Origin of the sequence: Streptomyces sp. NPDC056835 (assembly GCF_042789485.1) — a bacterium.
Lineage (GTDB): Bacteria > Actinomycetota > Actinomycetes > Streptomycetales > Streptomycetaceae > Streptomyces.
Genome location: NZ_JBHUBB010000008.1, coordinates 1 through 19,793, shown reverse-complemented (window position 1 = coordinate 19,793; position 19,793 = coordinate 1). Strand labels below are relative to the sequence as shown.

General features: G+C 69.8%; 21 protein-coding genes. 12 read left to right on the top strand and 9 right to left on the bottom strand.

Features of this window, described 5'->3' with window-relative positions; genetic code table 11:
- Positions 1–27: 27 nt before the first annotated feature.
- Positions 28–1,623, top strand: coding sequence for a Na+/H+ antiporter (locus ACFRMN_RS10975; RefSeq protein ID WP_383016622.1), 1,596 nt, complete (start codon positions 28–30; stop codon positions 1,621–1,623).
- Here the strand turns inward: ACFRMN_RS10975 and ACFRMN_RS10970 are convergent.
- Positions 1,605–2,576, bottom strand: a complete 972-nt coding sequence (locus ACFRMN_RS10970) for a 1-aminocyclopropane-1-carboxylate deaminase/D-cysteine desulfhydrase (protein ID WP_383016619.1) — start codon at positions 2,574–2,576, stop codon at positions 1,605–1,607. The genes ACFRMN_RS10975 and ACFRMN_RS10970 overlap by 19 nt on opposite strands.
- Before the next feature lie 69 nt (positions 2,577–2,645).
- Positions 2,646–3,236 carry an N-acetylmuramoyl-L-alanine amidase gene (locus tag ACFRMN_RS10965; RefSeq protein WP_383016615.1) on the bottom strand — a complete coding sequence of 197 codons (591 nt, stop codon included), beginning with the start codon at positions 3,234–3,236 and terminating at the stop codon, positions 2,646–2,648.
- Between the two features lie 174 nt (positions 3,237–3,410).
- On the opposite strand from ACFRMN_RS10965, the gene ACFRMN_RS10960 reads away from it, so the two are divergent.
- The 5 genes from ACFRMN_RS10960 to ACFRMN_RS10940 all read left to right on the top strand — a co-directional run bounded on the left by ACFRMN_RS10960 (position 3,411) and on the right by ACFRMN_RS10940 (position 8,108).
- The gene (locus tag ACFRMN_RS10960) at positions 3,411–4,817 is read left to right on the top strand and encodes a family 2B encapsulin nanocompartment shell protein (RefSeq protein WP_383016611.1); all 1,407 of its coding nucleotides are present in this window, start codon (positions 3,411–3,413) and stop codon (positions 4,815–4,817) included.
- A gap of 166 nt (positions 4,818–4,983) precedes the next feature.
- Positions 4,984–6,024, top strand: coding sequence for a family 2 encapsulin nanocompartment cargo protein polyprenyl transferase (locus ACFRMN_RS10955; RefSeq protein ID WP_383016608.1), 1,041 nt, complete (start codon positions 4,984–4,986; stop codon positions 6,022–6,024).
- A gap of 295 nt (positions 6,025–6,319) precedes the next feature.
- Entirely contained in the window at positions 6,320–6,916 is a 597-nt protein-coding gene (locus ACFRMN_RS10950) for a GNAT family N-acetyltransferase (RefSeq protein ID WP_383016605.1), read from the top strand.
- A gap of 120 nt (positions 6,917–7,036) precedes the next feature.
- The gene (locus ACFRMN_RS10945; protein WP_383016602.1) at positions 7,037–7,621 is read left to right on the top strand and encodes a dihydrofolate reductase family protein; all 585 of its coding nucleotides are present in this window, start codon (positions 7,037–7,039) and stop codon (positions 7,619–7,621) included.
- Positions 7,622–7,664: 43 nt separating this feature from the next.
- On the top strand, positions 7,665–8,108 hold the full coding sequence (locus ACFRMN_RS10940) for a DUF6304 family protein (RefSeq protein WP_383016599.1): 444 nt from the start codon (positions 7,665–7,667) through the stop codon (positions 8,106–8,108).
- Between the two features lie 50 nt (positions 8,109–8,158).
- Here ACFRMN_RS10940 and ACFRMN_RS10935 read toward each other — a convergent pair whose 3' ends face one another.
- Positions 8,159–8,809, bottom strand: coding sequence for a hypothetical protein (locus ACFRMN_RS10935; protein ID WP_383016596.1), 651 nt, complete (start codon positions 8,807–8,809; stop codon positions 8,159–8,161).
- A 106-nt stretch (positions 8,810–8,915) separates the two neighbouring features.
- A complete protein-coding gene (gene snpA, locus ACFRMN_RS10930; RefSeq protein WP_383016593.1) occupies positions 8,916–9,572 on the bottom strand; it encodes a snapalysin in 657 nt (218 codons plus the stop codon).
- 190 nt (positions 9,573–9,762) lie between these two features.
- Between snpA and ACFRMN_RS10925 the strand changes: the two genes are divergently transcribed.
- The 3 genes from ACFRMN_RS10925 (at position 9,763) to ACFRMN_RS10915 (ending at position 12,037) form a co-directional block, all read left to right on the top strand.
- Positions 9,763–10,758: a LysR family transcriptional regulator gene (locus ACFRMN_RS10925; protein WP_383016590.1), complete on the top strand. Its 996-nt coding sequence runs from the start codon at positions 9,763–9,765 to the stop codon at positions 10,756–10,758.
- Positions 10,759–10,859: 101 nt separating this feature from the next.
- Complete coding sequence (locus ACFRMN_RS10920; protein ID WP_383016587.1) at positions 10,860–11,657, top strand: metallophosphoesterase family protein; 798 nt, start codon at positions 10,860–10,862, stop codon at positions 11,655–11,657.
- A 47-nt stretch (positions 11,658–11,704) separates the two neighbouring features.
- Entirely contained in the window at positions 11,705–12,037 is a 333-nt protein-coding gene (locus ACFRMN_RS10915) for a hypothetical protein (RefSeq protein WP_383016584.1), read from the top strand.
- A gap of 321 nt (positions 12,038–12,358) precedes the next feature.
- Here ACFRMN_RS10915 and sodN read toward each other — a convergent pair whose 3' ends face one another.
- Positions 12,359–12,754 (bottom strand): superoxide dismutase, Ni, encoded by a 396-nt coding sequence (gene sodN / locus ACFRMN_RS10910; protein WP_383016581.1) that lies wholly within the window; start codon positions 12,752–12,754, stop codon positions 12,359–12,361.
- Positions 12,755–12,904: 150 nt separating this feature from the next.
- On the opposite strand from sodN, the gene sodX reads away from it, so the two are divergent.
- Positions 12,905–13,321, top strand: coding sequence for a nickel-type superoxide dismutase maturation protease (sodX, locus tag ACFRMN_RS10905; protein WP_383016578.1), 417 nt, complete (start codon positions 12,905–12,907; stop codon positions 13,319–13,321).
- Here the strand turns inward: sodX and ACFRMN_RS10900 are convergent.
- Positions 13,225–13,854 carry a CGNR zinc finger domain-containing protein gene (locus tag ACFRMN_RS10900; RefSeq protein WP_382871764.1) on the bottom strand — a complete coding sequence of 210 codons (630 nt, stop codon included), beginning with the start codon at positions 13,852–13,854 and terminating at the stop codon, positions 13,225–13,227. The two genes, sodX and ACFRMN_RS10900, sit on opposite strands and share 97 nt — an antisense overlap.
- Before the next feature lie 90 nt (positions 13,855–13,944).
- On the opposite strand from ACFRMN_RS10900, the gene ACFRMN_RS10895 reads away from it, so the two are divergent.
- The gene (locus tag ACFRMN_RS10895) at positions 13,945–14,748 is read left to right on the top strand and encodes a class I SAM-dependent methyltransferase (RefSeq protein ID WP_383016575.1); all 804 of its coding nucleotides are present in this window, start codon (positions 13,945–13,947) and stop codon (positions 14,746–14,748) included.
- Between the two features lie 84 nt (positions 14,749–14,832).
- Here ACFRMN_RS10895 and ACFRMN_RS10890 read toward each other — a convergent pair whose 3' ends face one another.
- The 3 genes from ACFRMN_RS10890 to ACFRMN_RS10880 are packed head-to-tail and all read right to left on the bottom strand — an operon-like array spanning position 14,833 to position 17,545.
- Positions 14,833–15,585 (bottom strand): amino acid ABC transporter ATP-binding protein, encoded by a 753-nt coding sequence (locus tag ACFRMN_RS10890; protein WP_383017232.1) that lies wholly within the window; start codon positions 15,583–15,585, stop codon positions 14,833–14,835.
- Positions 15,586–15,590: 5 nt separating this feature from the next.
- A complete protein-coding gene (locus ACFRMN_RS10885) occupies positions 15,591–16,541 on the bottom strand; it encodes an amino acid ABC transporter permease (RefSeq protein ID WP_383016572.1) in 951 nt (316 codons plus the stop codon).
- Between the two features lie 44 nt (positions 16,542–16,585).
- Positions 16,586–17,545, bottom strand: a complete 960-nt coding sequence (locus ACFRMN_RS10880) for an ABC transporter substrate-binding protein (protein ID WP_383016569.1) — start codon at positions 17,543–17,545, stop codon at positions 16,586–16,588.
- 519 nt (positions 17,546–18,064) lie between these two features.
- Here ACFRMN_RS10880 and ACFRMN_RS10875 point away from each other — a divergent pair.
- Entirely contained in the window at positions 18,065–19,294 is a 1,230-nt protein-coding gene (locus ACFRMN_RS10875) for an NADP-dependent malic enzyme (RefSeq protein ID WP_383016567.1), read from the top strand.
- Positions 19,295–19,793: the final 499 nt, after the last annotated feature.

Sequence of the window (19,793 nt, the reverse complement as noted above, 5' to 3'; positions counted from 1 at the left end):
GGTTACGACGGGTGCAGAGGACGTGGGATGGACGTATTGCCGCTGATCGCGCTGGTGGCGGGGAGCGCGGCTATCGCCGGCGCGGCCCGCAGGACGCCGGTGGCCGCGCCGTTGCTGTTGGTCGCCGTGGGGCTGGGCGCCTCGTATGTGCCGGGCGTACCGGACTACACACTGAATCCGCATATCGTGCTGCCGCTGGTGCTGCCGCCGCTGTTGTACACGGCCGCGGTGGACAGTTCGTATCTCGATCTGCGGGCGAACATCAGGCCGGTCGCGCTGCTCTCGGTGGGGTACGTCCTCTTCGCGACGGTCGCGGTCGGCTGGCTGGTGTATCTGCTGGTGCCCGATCTGCCCTTGACCGCGGCGCTGGTGCTGGGCGCGGTGATCGCACCACCGGACGCGGTGGCGGCCACGGCCATCGCGCGCAGACTGGGGCTGCCGAACCGGATCACCACCATCCTCCAGGGCGAGTCCCTGGTGAACGACGCGACCGCCATCACCGCGTTCAAGGTGGCGGTGGCCGCCGCGGTCGGCGCGGGCGCGAGCTGGGCCGGCGGGATCGGGGAGTTCGCGCTGGCGTCGCTCGGCGGCATCGGTGTGGGGCTGGTCCTGATGGTGCCGCTGCACTGGCTGCGTACCCATCTGACCGAGGCGCTGCTGCAGAACACCCTCTCGCTGCTCATCCCGTTCCTCGCCTACGCGCTGGCCGAACACGTGGGCGCGTCCGGGGTGCTGGCCGTCGTCGTGGTCGCGCTGTATCTCGGACACCGTTCCTGGCAGGTGGACTTCGAGACCCGGCTCCAGGAGGCCGCGGTGTGGAAGATGATCGCGTTCGTGCTGGAGTCGGCGGTGTTCGCGCTGATCGGGCTCCAGCTGCCCTATGTGCTCAAGGGGCTCGGGGAGTACGGGGTCGGGGACGCGCTGCTGTACGCGCTGGGCGTCTTCGTGGTGGTGGTGGCGATCAGATTCGTCTGGGTCTATCCGGCGACCTTCCTGCCGCGCGCGCTGTTCCGGGGGATCAGGGAGCGCGAGCCGGACACCAATTGGACCGCGCCGCTGATCGTCGGCTGGGCCGGGATGCGCGGAGTGGTGTCGCTGGCGATCGCGTTCTCGATCCCGCTGACCCTGGAGGACGGACGGCCGTTCCCCGGGCGCAATCTCGTCCTGTTCCTGACCTTCACGACCGTGATCGGCACCCTGGTCGTCCAGGGCCTCACGCTGCCGCCGCTGATCCGGCTGCTGAAGATCCCCGGGCGCGACCGGCAGGCCGAGACCCTGGCCGAGGCGCAGGCGCAGAGCGAGGCGTCGGGGGCGGCGGAACGGCGGCTGGACGCACTGCTGGCCGACGAGCGCAACGCGCTGCCGCCGCCACTGGCCGAACGGCTCCGTCATGTCCTGGAGCGCCGCCGCAACGCGGTCTGGGAGCGGCTGGGGGCGGTCAACGAGGTGACGGGGGAGTCGGCGGACGACACCTACCGGCGACTGTCGCGGGAGATGATCGAGGCGGAGCGCGCGGTGTTCGTGGAGCTGCGGGACCGGCGGCGGATCGACGACGAGATGATGCGGACGCTGCTGCGCAGACTGGACCTGGAGGAGGCGGCGGCCTACCGGGAGGAGGACTGAGACGGCTCCGACGGGAGCGGGCCGGGCTCGGACGGCTCCGGCTGGCCCGTGATGACGGCGACGACGGTCGTGCCCGGCCGGAACGCGCCCTCCTCGGCCAGTGCGGTCAGCCCGTACAGCATTTTGGCGACATAGAGACGTTCCACCCGCAGCCCGTGCCGCTCCCCGAACTCTTCGGCGAACGCGTCGAGCGCGGGGGTGGTACGGGCGAAGCCACCGAAGTGGAAGCGTCCGTCGAGCCGCCAGTCGCCGACGGGGCCGCCGAACGCGGTCAGTTGGAGCTGCCGTATCTCCCGCTCCAGGAAGTCGCCCCTGAGCACCGGGAATCCCACGGCCCGCTGACCGCTCCCGAGCCCGGCGGCGAGCCCCGCGAGCGTGCCGCCGGTGCCGCAGGCCACCGCGACGGTCCCGGCCACGCCGCGCAGCTCCCGGCCCAGTTCGGCGCATCCCCGGGCCGCGAGCGCGTTGCTGCCGCCTTCCGGTACGACGTACACGTCGTCGCTTTTCAGCCCCGCCCGGCCGAGGACGGCCGCCAGCACCTCGGGCTCCGACTTGCGCCGGTAGGCCGCGCGGTCCACGAAGCACAGCCGCATCCCGTCGGCCGCGCACCGGGCGAGCGACGGATTGAGCGGGCGTCCCGCCAGCTCCTCGCCCCGTACGACACCGACGGTGGTGAAGCCGAGGAGCCGGCCGGCCGCGGCGGTCGCGCGCAGATGGTTGGAGTACGCGCCGCCGAAGGTCAGCAGCGTCCGCCGGCCGCCCGCGGCCGCGGCCCGCAGATTGGGCGCCAGTTTGCGCCATTTGTTGCCGGCCAGTTCGGGGTGGATCAGATCGTCACGTTTGAGCAGCAGCCGTACGCCGTGGCGCGCGAAGCGCTCGTCGTCGGCGGGCACCAGCGGCGAGGGCAGCCGGGGCCGCAGAGCGGCGAGGTCGGGCGCGTCATGGCGGGGCATTCCCTCATTGTGGCGTCACCCGGGTACGACGTGTCCCCTGGCACGCGTCCGGAACGCGTCCGGCACGCGTCACTTCAGGCGGTCGCGGACGCGGTCCCGCAGGGAGTCCATCGTGAAGCCGCGCGGGTCGACCTTGCCCGGCTGCCACTCCAGATGCCCGATCACCGACCCGGCGCCCCAGCCGTGGTGCCGGCAGACCGCCGCCGCGGCCTTCTCGATGGCCGTCAACTGGGCTTCGGGCCACGGGTCCTCGCCGTCGCCCAGGTTCTCGCACTCGAAGCCGTAGAAGTGCCGGTTCCCGTCGGTGCCGGCCTGACTGACCGGCGGAAGGCGTTTCTCGGCGATCACGGCCTTCAGGACGTCGCCGTCGCCCGACCCCGCGTGATTGGCGCGTCCGTGGCCGACCAGATGGACCGTGCCGTCCTTGGCGATCACGCCGTGGCACAGCGGCCCCGGCAGCGCGTCGTGGCCGTCCCTGCACAGCCGCACCGTCGCGTCCGTGCCGCGGGTGACGGTGTGATGGATGACCACGCCGTGCACGGGCCCCCAGGGGCCTTGGCGGTCGCGATTGTGGGTGCGCCAGTCGCCGACCTCGACGACGGTCAGTCCCTCACCCTTCAGGGCGTCGAGGAACTGGGCCGCGGACATGGGTGGGGCCATGGGGGACTCCTTGCCGTTCGATGTGCCGTGTCCGGTGTCCGGATATAACGAATGTGCGCGTGTAGTTCCCCGTTCTGGGTGATCCAGTCCCACTCATATGTGTAATGGCGGATGTACGCCACGTGATGGAACCATTCTTCTCGCAGGTCGGTACATGATCGAAGGGGAGACTTCATGTCGGTTGGTAACGAGGTTCTGGCAGCGCAGCCGCCGTCCCAGCAGAGTCTGGGAACGGCCGTCGCCCGGAACCTGGCGACCACCACCAAATCGGTACCGCAGATGCAGGAGATCACCTCACGGTGGCTGCTGCGCATGCTGCCCTGGGTGCAGATCCAGGGCGGTACGTACCGGGTGAACCGCAGGCTCAGCCACGCGGTCGGCGACGGACGCGTGACGTTCGTGCAGACGGGGGACCGGGTTGCGGTCATCCCCGCCGAGCTCGGCGAGCTGCCGGCGCTGCGCGCGTACGGCGACGAAGGCGTGCTGTCCGAGCTGGCGGGCCGCTGCGAGCAGCGGGAGTTCTCGGCGGGCCAGGTCATGGTGGCCTCCGGCGAGGCGGCGGACGAGGTCTTTCTGCTGGCGCACGGCCGGGTCGAGAAGGTGGGCTCGGGTCCCTACGGGGGCGACGCGGTGCTCGAAGTACTCGCCGACGGGGCGTACTTCGGCGACCATGCCCTGGTGGACGGGGAGGCCATCTGGGGCTACACCGCGAGGGCGGCCACGGCCTGCACCGTGCTGGTGCTGAGCCGGCGGGACGTACTCAACCTCGCGGAGCGCGAGGAGTCGCTGCGCGACCATCTGGCGGCGGTGGTGTCCGTACCGCACCAGCGCACCAACAAGTACGGCGAGGCCGAGATCGATCTCTCCGCCGGCCATGTCGGCGAGAGCGTCGTGCCCCATACGTTCGTGGACTACGACGCGAAGCCGCGCGAGTACGAACTGAGCGTCGCCCAGACCGTGCTGAAGGTGCACAGCCGGGTCGCCGACCTCTACAACCAGCCCATGAACCAGACCGAGCAGCAGTTGCGGCTCACGGTCGAGGCGCTGCGCGAGCGCCAGGAGCACGAGCTGATCAACAACCGCGAGTTCGGGCTGCTCAACAACTGCGACTACGGGCAGCGGCTCCAGCCGCACGACGGCGGACCGAGCCCGGACGACATGGACGAGCTGCTTTCACGCCGGCGCGGCTCGAAGATGTTCCTCGCGCACCCGCGGGCCATCGCCGCGTTCGGGCGTGAGTGCAACAAGCGGGGGCTCTATCCGGACAGTGTGGAGGTGGCGGGCCAGCATGTGCCCGCCTGGCGCGGGGTGCCGATCTTCCCGTGCGACAAGATCCCGGTCTCGGACGCCCGGACGACCTCGATCGTCTGTATGCGTACGGGCGAGGCCGAGCAGGGTGTCATCGGCCTCCAGCAGAGCGGGATCCCGGACGAGATCGAGCCGGGCCTGTCGGTCCGCTTCATGGGCATCGACGAGCAGGCGATCATCTCGTACCTGGTCACGGCCTACTACTCGGCCGCCATTCTGGTGCCGGACGCCGTCGGAGTGCTGGAGAACGTGGAGGTGGGCCGCTGGGGGTGAGGTGAGGTGAGGTGACCGACCCGGGCACCGGCATCCGGTGTCCGGCGGCTGGTCCCCACCGCATGCGCCTCGCGCCGTGCGCCGTACCCCTTGTCCCTTGGCCTGTGGCACGTGGCACGTGCGGCATGCCGCATGCCCGCATGCCCCAGAGGAAGAGACCGTGACCATGACCAGCACGGATGCCGCCACCGAGGGCCACGAGGCCGTGGCACTCCTGGAGCGCACCCGCACCGCTGTCCATCCCGAACTACGCTCCACCGTCGAGTCGTTGCCCGGCTCCCTGCGCCGGGTCGCGATGTACCACTTCGGCTGGGAGCACGCCGACGGCACCCCGGCCTCGGGCCGGACGGGCAAGGCGATCAGGCCCGCGCTCGTCCTCGCCGCGGCGCGGTCGCTCGGCGGGGATCCGCACCACGCCGTACGGGCCGCCGTCGCCGTCGAGCTGGCCCACAACTTCACGCTGCTCCACGACGACGTGATCGACGAGGACCCGACCCGGCGGCATCGCGCCACCGCCTGGACGGTCTTCGGCACCCCCGACGCCATCATCGCGGGCGACGCCATGATGGCCCTCGCGCTGCGGCTGCTCGCGGAGGACCCGCACCCGGCGTCGGCCGCCGCCTCGGCCAGGCTCGCGGCCTGTGTCATCGAGCTGTGCGCGGGCCAGCAGGCGGACTGCGCCTTCGAGCAACGCGATCCGCACGAGGTCTCGCTCGACGAGTGCGTCGCCATGGCGACGGCCAAGACCGGTGCCCTGCTGGGCGCTTCCTGCGCGCTCGGCGCGCTGTACGCGGGCGCGGGGGAGGAGCAGGTCGCCGCGCTGGACGCCTTCGGGAGGGAGGCGGGGCTCGCCTTCCAGCTGATCGACGACCTGATCGGGATCTGGGGGGATTCCGACCGTACGGGCAAACCGGCCGGTGCCGATCTGGCCGCCCACAAGAAGTCCCTGCCGGTGGTCGCGGCCCTGGCCTCGGGCACCCCGGCGGCCGAGGAACTGGCCGAGCTGTACCGGGGCCCGATGGACGCGGGAGCGGTGGCGCGCGCCGCCGCCGCCGTCGAACGGGCGGGCGGGCGCGACTGGGCGCAGTTCCAGGCGGCCGAGCGGATGTCCCGGGCCGTGCAGGAACTGTCCCGGGCGGTCCCCGACCTGTCGGCGGCGGACGATCTGCTGGCCCTGGCGGAGTTCGTGACGCGCCGTACCCGCTGAGGCGGGCGTACGGCCCGGATCCGCCCAACTCTAGGGCGTGTCTTCAAAGTCCCGCCTGCCCGGCGACGCCCGGCACGCACGCTCGCGGCGTTGTCGGGATCACTCCAGTACGTCCAGTACTGGGGCGACCCTCCGCCTTGCGATCGCACGCACCGCGGCGACATCTTGCCGCTGCCGCGGCGGGCGCCGGGCCCGCCCTTCAGGCGGACGGCGCTACTTTGAAGACGCGCCCTAGGATCACCTCGTCGTATTGACGTGATATCGACGTAACAGTCGTGTCGAGGAGGTCCAGGAGATGGGTGCGGGGATAAGACGGGCGGGGGAGAGCGACCGGCCGACCTTGGTACGGCTGCTCGAAGAGGCCTTCGACGACGACCCGGTGAGCTGCTGGGTCTTCCCCGAGAAGGACCACCGCCACCGGGTGCACGGCCTCTTCCTCGGCGTGTTCGCCGATGTCGCGCTCGCCGAGGGGTGGGTGGACATCCTGGAGGACGGGACGGCCATGGCGCTGTGGCTCTCGGTGCCGGCGGGCCTGCCGGACGAGGAGGACGACACCCCGGCCCGGATGCGGGCGATCGCCGATCCGGACAACGAGCGGACCGAGCTGGTCGGCCGGCTGACGGGCGCGATCCATCCGCACGACCGCGCGCACGCGTATCTGCTGATGATCGCGGTGTCCCCGGAGCACCAGGGCCGGGGACTGGGCCGGACGCTGATCGAATCCGTGCTGGAGCGCTGCGACCGCGAGGGTCTTCCGGCCTATCTGGAGGCGAGCAGCGAGCGGAGCCGGCGGCTGTACGAACGGCTCGGGTTCACCTTCATGGGCAGCACGGTCGATCTGCCGGACGGGCCGCACATGTGGCCCATGTGGCGGGAGCCGCGGACCGCCTGAGGAAGGCAGGGGGAATCGGCTTGCGTAACCACTACATCTAAAGCACTATGGATGCAGTGGTCAGGCGGGTGTTCGAAACGCCGGCCCCTTCCTGTCGTCCAGTGCCCCGGAGGATCCGGCTTGCGCAAGCTCACGTACTTCATCGCGGTATCGATCGACGGCTTCATCGGCGCTCCCTCGGGCGACGCGACGGCCTTCCTGTCCTTCGTGGACGAGGAGTTCTTCGAGTTCCTGAAGGCGGAGTACCCGGAGACCATGTCCACCAACGGCCGCCAACCCCTCGGTATCGACGATCTGGAGAACCGGCACTTCGACACCATCATCCAGGGCAGGGCCAGTTACGACGTCGCCCTGGAGCTCGGGGTCCCCAGCCCGTACGCGCACATGCGCCAGTACGTGGTGTCCCGCAGCATCAAGGAGAGCCCGGATCCCGCGGTCGAGATCGTCTCCGGTGACGTGGTGGCGAAGGTCCGGGAACTGAAGGCGGAGGAAGGTGAGCTCGGGATCTATCTCTGTGGTGGCGCCGATCTCGCCGGGCAGTTGGTCGATGAGATCGACGAGCTGGTCATCAAGACGTACCCGCTGGTCCTCGGCTCGGGGATGCCGATGTTCAGGTCGGATTTCGCCCTCGGTGAGTTCACCCTGCAATCCGTCAGGACGTTCGGGAACGGGGTGCTCGTCAGGAAGTATGACCGGAAGCCGTGACCCGTGCTGCGACGGAAGATCCGCTACCGCTACAGTCCGCGCCATGACAGCGGAGTCGACGGATTCATGGGCGGGTTGGTACCGGGACCGCCTGGGCGCGGAAGCGATCACCCTGAGCGCGGGTGGACAGCAAGTACGTACCCACATCAGGGGTGTTGAGTACGAAGGGGCGGATTTCGCCGTCCTTGAAGCGGTGGGGGCGGGCGAGCTCCTGGCGTCCTGCGTCATGGAATGGGACATACCGATGCCCGTCAGTTCGGCCGGCACGGTCCAGCAGGCCACGCTGAGCTGTCTGCTGACGCTCGGTGAGCGCGCGGCCGAGGGACCGGTGGGCCGGGCGGAGCTGAGCCTGACGCTGCACTGCGGCGGGGCGGCCTACGCGTCGGGGATCGCCGGGGGCGGCTTCGAGGAGGCGCTGGGCCGGATCCGGCGCCAGCTGCCGAGCGGTACGGAGCTGGCCGACCGGCCGTTGGTGGGAGCGTCCTGACGAACTGACCGGCCGGCCCACCGGCCGGCCGGCGCCAATCCTGGCCCGCGTCAATCCGGGACCGGTGCGTCGTCGTGGAGGACGAACTCCTCCGCGATGTCCGCCGGTTGGAATCCAGCCACCATCAGGCCGTCGAGCAGCGCGTCCAGCCGGGCGCGCGCCGCCGGTCTGCCGACACCGCGGGCGCGCTGTGTCAGGGAGCGCTCCTGCACCCCGCCGGACAGCACCCGGCGTGCGGCGCGCGAGACATGCGCGCTGTGCTGCTCGGCGACCGCCGCCAGGCGTTGGGCGTCGTACGGGATCGGCAGCCGCAGCGTGACATGGTGCTCGAAATGGCAGTACGCGGGCAGCGTCGCGGCCTCGGCGTCGGTTCCCGGCACGCCCTCGTTCCAGGGCGCCGCCACCAGCTTGGTCCGTACGACGGGGAACCCGGCCTCCGCGAGGCGCTCCGCACACCGCTCGGCGGCCCGGCGCTGCTCGTCGAGCGTGCCCGTGCCGGGCAGGGTGAGCGTCGGCCGGGACGGGGTACGGCCGCGGTCCAGGACCACGAGGGTGACCGCGAGGCCGTGGGCGGCGGCCCAGTCATGGAGGCACGCGACCCGGTCCGGGCGGTCGGCCCGTACGGTCAGCAGTGTCTCGAAATCGCCCTCGATGGTCCGGCCGAGTTCGGGCGACGCGCCGGTCTCCGTACTGAAGTCCACCGAGAGACGTTACCAAGGGGGACACGGGAAGGGGCGCCCCTTGGTGGGTTCGGGGCGCCCCTTCGTCACGCGAGGGAGGTCAGGCGTGTGTTCTCCGTACGGGAAGTCAGGAGACCTTGGCCATCGCGGCGGCGAGGCCGTTTGCCCACAGGGCGTTGACCCGGGAGCGCTCGGCCGCGTTCGGCTGGGCGTTCTGGCAGGAGGTGCCGGGGCCGCCGCCGGACATCAGCTCGCTGCACGGGCCCGAGTAGTTGTCGGGAAGGCCGAGGACGTGCCCGGTCTCGTGCGCGGTGACGCGGGTGGAGTTGTACTGCTGGTTCTGCCGGTAGTCCAGGAAGACGTAGCCGCGGCCGTGACCGTCGGTGCTCGCGTACGAGCCGCGCGAGTCATTGCCCTCGTAGTACGTGAAGTCCGCGTTGCTGCCCGCCTGGAGCTTCACATTGGAGACGGCGCTGTTCCATATCGAGGTGGAGCTGGCTATCTGGCCGGCGAAGGTGGGCGCGTTCGACGCGTTGTAGATCACGGTGACGGCCTGGGCGCCGGGGTTCGCGGCACGCTTCTCGGCGACCGACTTCAGGACGGCGTCGAAGAACGCCTTGTTGCCGGCGGCCTCCGCCTTCGAGCCGCTGTAGGCGGAGTACGAGGAGGTGACGGCCTCGCCGACGGGGGCCGGGGCGGCGGTGGCGGTGGGCGCGACACCGAGTGTCGCGAAGGCCAGACCGATACCGGCGATGGCGGAAATGGCGGTCTTGGGGTGTCTCATGTGGGGGGCTCCTGATCGTTCGTTGAACGGGTTCGGTACCGCAGAGTCTCGGGGAGTCCGCCCTTGTGCGGATGATGTCAAAGACCGATAACACGAGCGCATCACCCTGGCCGCATATCTTCGAATGCGCCTCCAATTAAAGGGATTTGGGCATCTGGTGTGGTGCGGGGGGCCGCTCTACTCTCTGGGCATGGAGCTGGAGGTGAGACATCTGCGTGCCCTGTGTGCCATTGCCGATGCCGGCAGTGTGCACAAGGCGGCGCGGCAGCTGGGGATGAGCCAGCCGTCCCTGACCACACAATTGCGGCGTATCGAGAACGCGTTGGGCGCGGAGTTGTTCTCCCGGGAACGTACCGGCTGCCGGCCCACCCCCCTGGGCCGCTCGGTACTGAGCCGGGCGCGCCCCCTCGTCTCCGGGATGGCCGCGCTCGTCGCCGAGACGCGGATGGCCGCCGGCCCGGCCGACGGGCCGAGGCTGCGGATCGGCTCCACCGCGAGCCGCGCGCTGGTGGGGTGGCTGCGTCGGCTCAGAAACCGGCTGCCCGGTACGGATATCTCGCTCCACATGGATGTCTCCGCCAGTGTGTTGCTGCGGACGCTCGCCGCGGGCCAGCTGGACGTGGCCTTCGTCCATGAGGTGGAGGGGTGCCCGCTGCTCGTTCCCGAGGGGCTGGAGCGGCGCGTACTGGTGGAACGGGAACCACAGTTCATCTCCATGGCCCGGGACCATCCGGCGGCGGGCAGCCCGGTCGTGGAACTCGCGGATCTCGCCGAGGACCGCTGGATGGTCGATCCGACGGTGGACGGCGAATGGGACGGGCTGCGCCGGGTATTGGGCGCGGCCGGGCTCAATCCGCCGGTGCTGCACGGGGATTACCTCACGGCCGCCTCACTGATCGCGGTCGGCGAGGCGGTCGCCCCCTGCCAGCCGACGTCGGGCCCTCGCGACGACATGGCGATCCGGCCGCTGCGGGACGATCCGCTGGCGGTGCGGCTGCTGCTGTTCTCGCGGCCGGGCGCGGAGGGGGCGGACGCGGCGGGGACGGGGGCGGCGGAGCTCTCCAGCGGTGACGAGGTGTTCGCGGATCTGGAGGCGTCGTACCGGGAGGCGGCGCTGCGCGCTGTCGACTACCGCAGATGGCTCACCGCCCACAAAAGCCCGTTGCTGCACGCACCGGCGGCCTGAGACCGGGCTTCCGCGCGGAGCGAACCGAGCGTCACCCGGCGCCGGCCCGAGGGACAGTGGAAGGCATGCCACCCATGCCACAAATGCCGCCCATGCCGCCCATGCCACGGCCGAGCCGCGTAGCCGTCCTCTCCGACATCCATGGCGTCCTCCCGGCACTGGAGGCCGTGCTCGCCGAGCCGGAGGTCGCGGCGGCCGAACGCATCGTGATCACCGGCGACATCGCCACGGGCCCACAGCCGGCCGAGGTACTGGACCTGCTGACGGACCTGGGCGACCGGGCCCTGCTGATCGGCGGCAACGCCGACCGCGAACTGGTCGAACTGCGCGTCGGACAGACCTCCAGGGGCGGACAGAGCCCCGCGCCCCCCGATGCCATCACCGCCTGGGCGTCCGGCCGGTTGCGCGACGACCAGATCGCACTGCTGGCCGGTCTGCCGCGCACCCGCTGCCTGCCGGTGGCCGGTCTGGGCGACGTCCTGTTCTGCCACGCGACGCCGCGCGACGACGAGGAGGTCGTCCTCGTCGACTCCCGGCTCACCCGCTGGACCGAGGTCTTCGAAGGGCTCGGCGAACACATCCGTACGGTCGTCTGCGGACACACCCACATGCCCTTCGTACGCCTCGCCCACAGCCGCCAGGTCATCAACCCGGGCAGCGTCGGCATGCCCTACGGACGCCCCGGCGCGCACTGGGCGCTCCTCGGCCCCGGCGTCGAACTGCGCGTCACCCACTTCGACATCGACGCCGCGATCGCCCGACTGACGGCGGAATCCGGCTACCCGGACATCGGCGAGTGGGCGGACTACTTCCTCCACGCCCGCGCGAGCGACGCCGAAGCACTCACCGCCTTCGGCCCCCGCGACGGCCGTACGGCGGCCGTTGTCAGCCCCCTCTGAGATGCTGCCCCCATCGGTGCGCGGTGGACGGACGGCAGGAGGAGCCGATGGGCTTTACGGACGAGATCTGGCGCGTCGTCTCCCGCCAGGACGACCAGCCGGTGGGCGACATCGCCATTGAGGACGCGGACTTCCCCTGGCTCAGCGGCCACTTCACCCCGGGCCCCGGATTCGCCGCGGTGCGGCCCCTGTTCGACCGCGAGCTGTCCCTGCTGGACCGCGTGAACGAAGAGCCCGACGCCTGGGAGGCGGCGTACGACGACGTCGTACGAGCGGTCACCCTGGTTTCCCCGGACGGCCCGGTGCCGGAATTCCTCCTCCACATCCAGCATGACCAAGCCTGGTTCCGCTGGAGCGACACCCCGTTCCCCGACGCCTGAGCGCGCGCTCCCGAAAAGGCGACCGCACCCGGTCCGGCATCCCTGCCCGCCGACGGGGTACTGCGGCAGGGGCCCAATGGGGGTGCCCGGCGGTCAGGTACGGCCGGACAGGGCTCCGTAGCGCGTCGGCTCACCGCTCTCGGCCTCGTCCTCGGTCACGTGTCCGCCGTCAGCACGCTGCGGATCTACGCCCACCTGTGGCCGGGCAAAGAAGACCGCACCCGGTCCGACAGGGGCTCCCGGTATGGAGTCCTGCGGGCCGAGTGCGGAGGTAAAGCGCTGCGTATGACGTAACCGCAGGTCAAGCGGCATGATCGGCGATCAGGCCTTCTTCGTCTCCCAGAAGATCTTGTCGATCTGGGCGATGTAGTCCAGGGCCTTCTGGCCCGTGGCCGGGTCCTTCGAGGCCTTCGCGGTCGACAGCGCCTTCAGGGTGTCGTTGACCAGCTGGTGCAGCTCCGGGTACTTCGCGAAGTGCGGGGGCTTGAAGTAGTCGCTCCAGAGCACCGAGACATGGTGCTTCGCGAGCTCGGCGCGCTGCTCCTTGATGACTGTCGCGCGCGCCTGGAAGTGGGCGTCGTCGTTGCCCTGCATCTTCTCCTGGACGGCCTTGACCGACTCGGCCTCGATGCGGGCCTGGGCCGGGTCGTACACGCCGCAGGGGAGGTCGCAGTGGGCGCTGACCTTCACCTTGGGGGCAAACAGGCGGGAAAGCATGGAGCTGTCCTTCCTCGTGATCGTCTTCTCAGGTGGGACATTACTCCGTGAGAGCCCTGTTTTCGCGGGTGCCCCCTGAGGCTTAGGACAAAAGTCCGGGGTCAGTATGGGGCGAGTGGCGGAACGTACCGTGGGACCGGGAGGTGCCGAATGGCGGAGCACGGGCGGGAGTCGAAGGTGTCGTTGGGGATCGCTGAAGTGATGGGTCCGTCCATGTATCCGACGCTCAGGCATGGCGATCAGCTCCTCGTGCACTATCGCGCCCCCCTCAAGCCGGGCGATGTGGCGGTGCTGAAACATCCGCTGCAACAGGACTTGCTCATCGTGAAGCGGCTGGTCGAGCGGCGCGACGGCGGCTGGTGGGTGCTCGGGGACAATCCCGGGGCCGAGGGGGACAGCCGGGTGTTCGGCACGGTGCCCGAGGAGCTGCTGCTGGGGCGGGTCCGGGCGCGGTACCGGCCGCTGGGGGATCAGCGGTCGGCGCGCGCCGTGGTGTCCTGGCTGGTGTCGGCGCTGCGGCCGGTGCTGGCCGAGCGCTCGGTCTCCAGGCGTTTGCGGGCCCGGTAGGCGGCCACATTGGCGCGGGTCGCGCAGCGGTCCGAGCAGTAGCGGCGCGAGCGGTTGGTGGACGTGTCCAGGTAGGCGTTGCGGCAGGGCGCCGCCTGGCACAGGCCGAGCCGGTCGACGCCGTACTCCGTCAGATGGAACGCGAGCCCCATAGCCGCCGTCGCCGCGAAGCCCGCGGTCGCGTTGGAGGGGTGGTCCGCGAGATGCATGTGCCAGCGCGGATGGCCCTCGTCGTCCAGGAAGTCATGGCCGGAGATCTGCGGGCTGACCGGGAATTCGAGCAGCAGTGAGTTGAGCAGGTCCACCGCCTGGGTGGCCTCGCCCTCGTCGGCGGCGGTGAAGACGGCGCGCAGCCGGGCCCTTACCGACCGGAAGCGGGTGACGTCCGCGTCGGTGGCGCGGCGGGCCGCCTGGGAGCTGGGGCCGAAGAGGGCGCGGACGGCCTCGACCGAGGTCAGGGTGTCCGTACCGCGGGCCGGTTCCTCGGTGTTGACCAGTCGTACGGCGGAGTCCGAGTAAGAGGCCAGTTCCACTTGTAGTCCTTACGGAAGCGGTCTAAGGTCTGGAGGGAAATCGATGTAATGGCTGGTTGTGCTTCTAGGGTATTACGGAGGAGGGTTTCCATGACGGAGACGCGAACCGCGAGTACGGGAATCACGAGTACGGGAACCGACGAGTCGGCGGGGACCGACTGGCGCGGCTGGCAGGAGAGCTGGGACCGCCAGCAGGAGTGGTACATGCCCGACCGCGAGGAGCGCTTCCGGGTCATGCTGGACATGGTCGAGGCCGCGGTGGGCCCCGAACCGAGAGTGCTCGACCTCGCCTGCGGTACGGGAAGTATCACGGACCGGCTGCTCCGCCGGTTCCCCGGAGCGACCAGCACCGGCGTCGACCTCGACCCCGCGCTCCTGGCCATCGCCCGCGGCTACTTCGCCGGGGACGGGCGCGTGAGCTTCGTGACCGCCGACCTGAAGGACCCGGGCTGGACGGCGCTCCTGCCGCACGGTTCGTACGACGCCGTACTCACCGCGACCGCCCTCCACTGGCTGCGCGCCGAACCGCTCGCGGCGCTGTACGGCCGGCTCGCGGGCCTGGTCAGGGACGGCGGCGTCTTCATGAACGCCGACCATATGACGGACGACTCCACCCCCAGGATCAACACGATCGAGCGCGCCCACCGGCATGCCGGAATGGACCGCGCCAAGGCCGCGGGCGCCGTCGACTGGGCGGACTGGTGGGAGCTCGCCGGCCGGGACCCGGTCCTCGCGGAACCGACGGCCGAGCGCTTCAGGATCTACGGCGAACACGCGGAAGGCGATACTCCATCCGTGGACTGGCACGCGCGGAAGCTGCGTGACGCGGGCTTCGACGAGGTACGGACGGTCTGGTCCTCACCGTCCGACTCCCTCGTCCTCGCGCTCAAGTAGGGGCGAGCCGGGCCGGGGGCGGCCTACGGGTGAGGGGCGCTACGGACGGATCCGTACCGCCCCTCACCCCCACCGCACCGCCCGTTACAGCACCTTCGACAGGAACGACTTCGTCCGGTCGTGCTGAGGGTTCGTCAGCACATCGCGCGGATGGCCCGATTCGACGACCACACCGTCGTCCATGAAGACCAGCGCGTCACCGACCTCGCGCGCGAAACCCATCTCATGGGTGACCACGATCATCGTCATACCGTCCTGCGCCAGATCGCGCATCACATCGAGCACATCGCCCACCAGCTCCGGGTCGAGCGCCGACGTGGGCTCGTCGAAGAGCATCAGCTTGGGCTCCATCGCCAGCGCGCGGGCGATCGCCACCCGCTGCTGCTGGCCGCCGGAGAGCTGCGACGGATAGCTGCCGGCCTTGTCGGAGAGCCCGACCCGGTCCAGCAGCCGCTCGGCGCGGGCACGGGCCACGGCCTTCGCCTCGCCGCGCACCTGAACCGGCGCCTCCATGATGTTCTCGATCGCCGTCATATGCGGAAAGAGATTGAAGCGCTGGAAGACCATGCCGATGTCCCGGCGCTTCCTGGCGACCTCGCTGTCCTTCAGCTCGTACAGCTTGTCGCCCTTCTGGCGGTAGCCGACCAGCTCGCCGTCGACCGACAGCCGGCCCGCGTTGACCTTCTCCAGGTGGTTGATGCACCGCAGGAAGGTCGACTTGCCGGAGCCGGACGGGCCGATCAGACAGAAGACCTCGCGCGGGGCGACCTCCAGATCGATGCCCTTGAGGATATGGGCGGTGCCGAAGGACTTGTGTACGCCGTCGGCCTTCACCATCTGGGTCATGCCATGCCTCCCTTGGGCCGGCCGAGGGACAGCAGGTTGACGCGGACGCGCTGGAACGGGGTCATCGGCAGGCTGCGGCTCGAACCGCGCGCGTAGTAGCGCTCCAGGTAGTACTGGCCGATGCTGAGCACCGAGGTCAGGATCATGTACCAGGCCGCCGCCAGGAACAGCATCTCCACCGTGGCACCCGAGGTCTGCGCCACGTTCTGGGTCGAGCGCAGCAGCTCGGTGTACTGCACCGCCACCGCCAGCGACGAGGTCTTCAGCATATTGATGACCTCATTGCCCGTGGGCGGCACGATCACGCGCATCGCCTGGGGCACCACGATCCGGCGCAGCGTCTTGGCGTGGCTCATGCCCAGCGCGTGCGCCGCCTCGGTCTGGCCCTCGTCGACCGACTGGAGGCCCGCCCGGCAGATCTCCGCCATGTACGCCGCCTCGTTGAGCCCGAGGCCCAGCAGCGCGCACAGGAACGGGGTCATGAACGAGGACCACTCGTCCTTGTAGATGGGCCCGAGGTTGATGTACTCGAAGACGATCCCCAGGTTGAACCAGACGAGCAGCTGTACGTAGACCGGCGTACCGCGGAAGAACCAGATGTAGAACCACGCGATGGCGGACGTCACCGGGTTCTTGGAGAGCCGCATCACCGCCAGGACGATGCCGAGCACCACTCCGAGGAGCATCGCGAGCACCGTGATGATCACGGTGTTCTTGACGCCGGTGAGGATCTGGCCGTCGAAGAAGTAGTCCGGGATGGCGCCCCAGTTCACGTCTCCCTGGGCGAACGCCCACACGAGCGCGACCAGCACGCCGATCGCGACGACCGCGGACACGTACCGCCCGTAGTGCCGCACCGGAATCGCCTTGATGGATTCCGGTGCGGTGGACGACACGTCCCGTGGGCCTTCCTTGGGGTCGTCCGACTTGTCGATGTCAACCGTCACGGATGATGCCTATGCCTTTCAGAGCCTTCGGAGCGGGCGCGGAATCAGGAGCCGCCGTTGAGCTTGGCTTCCTTGACCGCGCCGTCCGCGACGCCCCACTTGGCGATGACCTTGTCGTACTCGCCGTTCTTGATGATCGCCTCCAGCGCGGACTGGAGCGTCTTCGTCAGCGGGTTGTTCTTGGCGACGGCGATACCGTACGGAGCGGCCTCGACCTGCTCACCGACCAGCTGGAAGTCATTGCCGCCGCCCGAGGTCTTCACCGCGTACGCCGCGACCGGGAAGTCACTGGAACCGGCGTCCGCGCCGCCGCCGCGCAGCCGGGTCTGCGCCTCCAGGTCGTTGTCGAAGGCCTCCAGCGTGATCTTGCCCTTGCCGCCGTCCGTACACTTCTTGCTCTCGGACTTGGCCAGATCGTGCGAGACGGTGCCGCGCTGGACGACCATCTTCTTGCCGCAGAGGTCGGACCAGGTGGCGATCCCCTTGTCGTCGCCCTTCTTGGTGTAGATCGAGACACCGGCGGTGAAGTAGTCGACGAAATCGACGCCCTCGCCGACCTTCTTGCCGGTGTCGCCGTCCACACCGTTCTGCCGGTCCTTGGTGTCCGTCATGGCCGACATGGCGATGTCGTACCTCTTGGACCGCAGACCGGTCAGCAGAGTGTCGAAGGTGCCGTTCTCGAACTCGAACTTCACGCCGAGCTGCTTACCGAGCGCGTCGGCGAGATCCGGGTCGATGCCGACGGTCTTGCCGGACTTGTCCTTGAACTCCACCGGCGGGTACGCGATGTCCGAGCCGACCTTGATGATGCCCTTGTCCTGGATCGCCTTCGGCAGCTGGTCGAAGAGCGGGGCATCGGCCCCGGCGGAGGAACCGTCCTTCTTGGCGCTCTCGGTCTGGTCGCCACAGGCGGTCAGCAGCAGGGTGCCCGCGACCGCGAGCGCGCCGACCGCGGCGATCCTGGACTTCGCGACGGTCGTCCGGCGGGTGGTGCTTGCGGTCATGATCGGGATCCTCCGGCGGATGAGGGAGCTGCCAAATGGCCGAGCACGCGTCTTCGAGTGTCGCGACCGAGTGTGATTAGGGCATCTTGCCATTCGGACTGGCCCATTCAGGGGACCGGTCATGTCAAAATCGGGTAACGGGAGACCCCCTGACCCCGGCATGGCGTACATCAAGACCGGACCATCTGCTGGAATACCTTCTTCCGGCCGGATAATCTCCGGTCCGCCTCCTTTCCAGAACGTGATTCATGCCGCTTACCGGAAGTGTCCGAATATTCGGCTATGAGTCATCTCACCGCGGATATATGGACTCGTGGACGATGCGGTCCGTCCGGTAAGAAGGACGATTACACCCCTCATCCGGGGCTCAGGGCGCGTGTGCGGCGCGCCCGCGCGTACGTATCACCTTCCGGGCCGAGCGGACCAACCGCCGGCGCGGTCGCGCACGCGGTGCCCACCCACCCCTCCTCAACCAGGAGCGGCAACCCTCAACTGATGAAGACTTAAGGGGTCATCCACATGGCAGCGGAGATTTTCAATCCTCGCAGCGACAGCACCACCGAGAACCAGGGCGGCACGGAGAGCGCTCCGGACGAGCCCTTCGATCCGGCCTTCGCGCTGCACCGCGGCGGCAAGATGGCCATCGTGGCCACCGTGCCGGTGCGTGACAAGGACGATCTGTCCCTCGCGTACACCCCCGGCGTCGCGAAGGTGTGCAGCGCGATCGCCGAACGGCCCGAGCTGGTGCACGACTACACCTGGAAGTCGCAGGTCGTCGCCGTCGTGACGGACGGTACGGCGGTGCTCGGACTCGGCGACATCGGACCGGAGGCCTCGCTCCCCGTGATGGAGGGCAAGGCGATCCTGTTCAAGCAGTTCGGCGGGGTCGACGCGGTGCCGCTGGCCCTCGCGACCACCGACACGGACGAGATCATCGACACCGTCGTGCGGCTCGCGCCGTCCTTCGGCGGCGTCAACCTCGAAGACATCTCGGCGCCGCGCTGCTTCGAGATCGAGCGCAGGCTCCAGGAACGGCTGGACATCCCCGTCTTCCACGACGACCAGCACGGCACGGCCGTCGTGACGCTCGCCGCCCTGCGCAACGCGGCCAAGCTGACGAAGCGTGAGCTCGGCGACTTGCGCGCCGTCATCTCCGGCGCGGGGGCGGCCGGGGTCGCCATCGCCAAGTTCCTGCTGGAGGCGGGCATCGGCGATGTCGCCGTCGCCGACCGCAGGGGCGTCGTCAGCCGCGACCGAGACGACCTCACCGACGTCAAGCGCGAACTGGCCGAGATCACCAACCGCGCCGGGCTCTCCGGCTCTCTGGAGTCCGCGCTCTCCGGCGCGGACGTCTTCATCGGCGTCTCCGGCGGCACGGTCCCGGAACCGGCGGTCGCCTCGATGGCACCGGGCGCGTTCGTCTTCGCGATGGCCAACCCGAACCCGGAGGTCCACCCCGACATCGCGCACCAGTACGCGTCCGTCGTGGCCACCGGGCGCTCCGACTACCCGAACCAGATCAACAACGTGCTCGCCTTCCCGGGCATCTTCGCGGGTGCGCTCCAGGTCAGGGCATCCCGGATCACGGAGGGCATGAAGATCGCGGCGGCGAACGCGTTGGCCGACGTGGTCGGCGAGGAACTGGCGGCGGACTACGTGATCCCGTCGCCGTTCGACGAGCGGGTGGCGCCGGCGGTGACGGCGGCGGTGGCGGCGGCGGCACGCGCGGAGGGCGTAGCCCGCCGATAGCCTCCCGGCGGGAGGCCGTTCGTCTTTGGCTGGGGCCGGTTTCCGGGTGCGGGTTGTTGCCGGGGTGCGCTCCGGGGCTCGCGCCCGGGACTGCATGATTTACGTCGCGGATCTGCCCAGCGTTTAGATGCGGGCGTTCGCGCGCCACAAATCACGCTCTACGTCCCGGACACGACCCCTGCGCGCCCCCCTTCACCGCCCGCACAAGCCACGCGTTCGTGCGCGAGGGCGGGAGGGGGAGGCGGCGGCACCGTCCCGCACCCGGCCCACTCACCCCCGCCCGGACGGCGAATGGCGGGGCCCACCAGGCCGCACCCACCCCCCATCCCCCAGCTAGGACGGCGAATGGCCGGGGCCACCGGCCCGCAGCCACCCCCAAACCCCGCAGCCAGGGCGGCGGGACCAGGCGACCGCCGGGGGGAGGGGGTCGGGGTCGGAGGAGGTGCGTGTCCGGACGTAAAGCGTCGCAGCACGCGCGAAGCGCGGTGAGGAAAGCAGT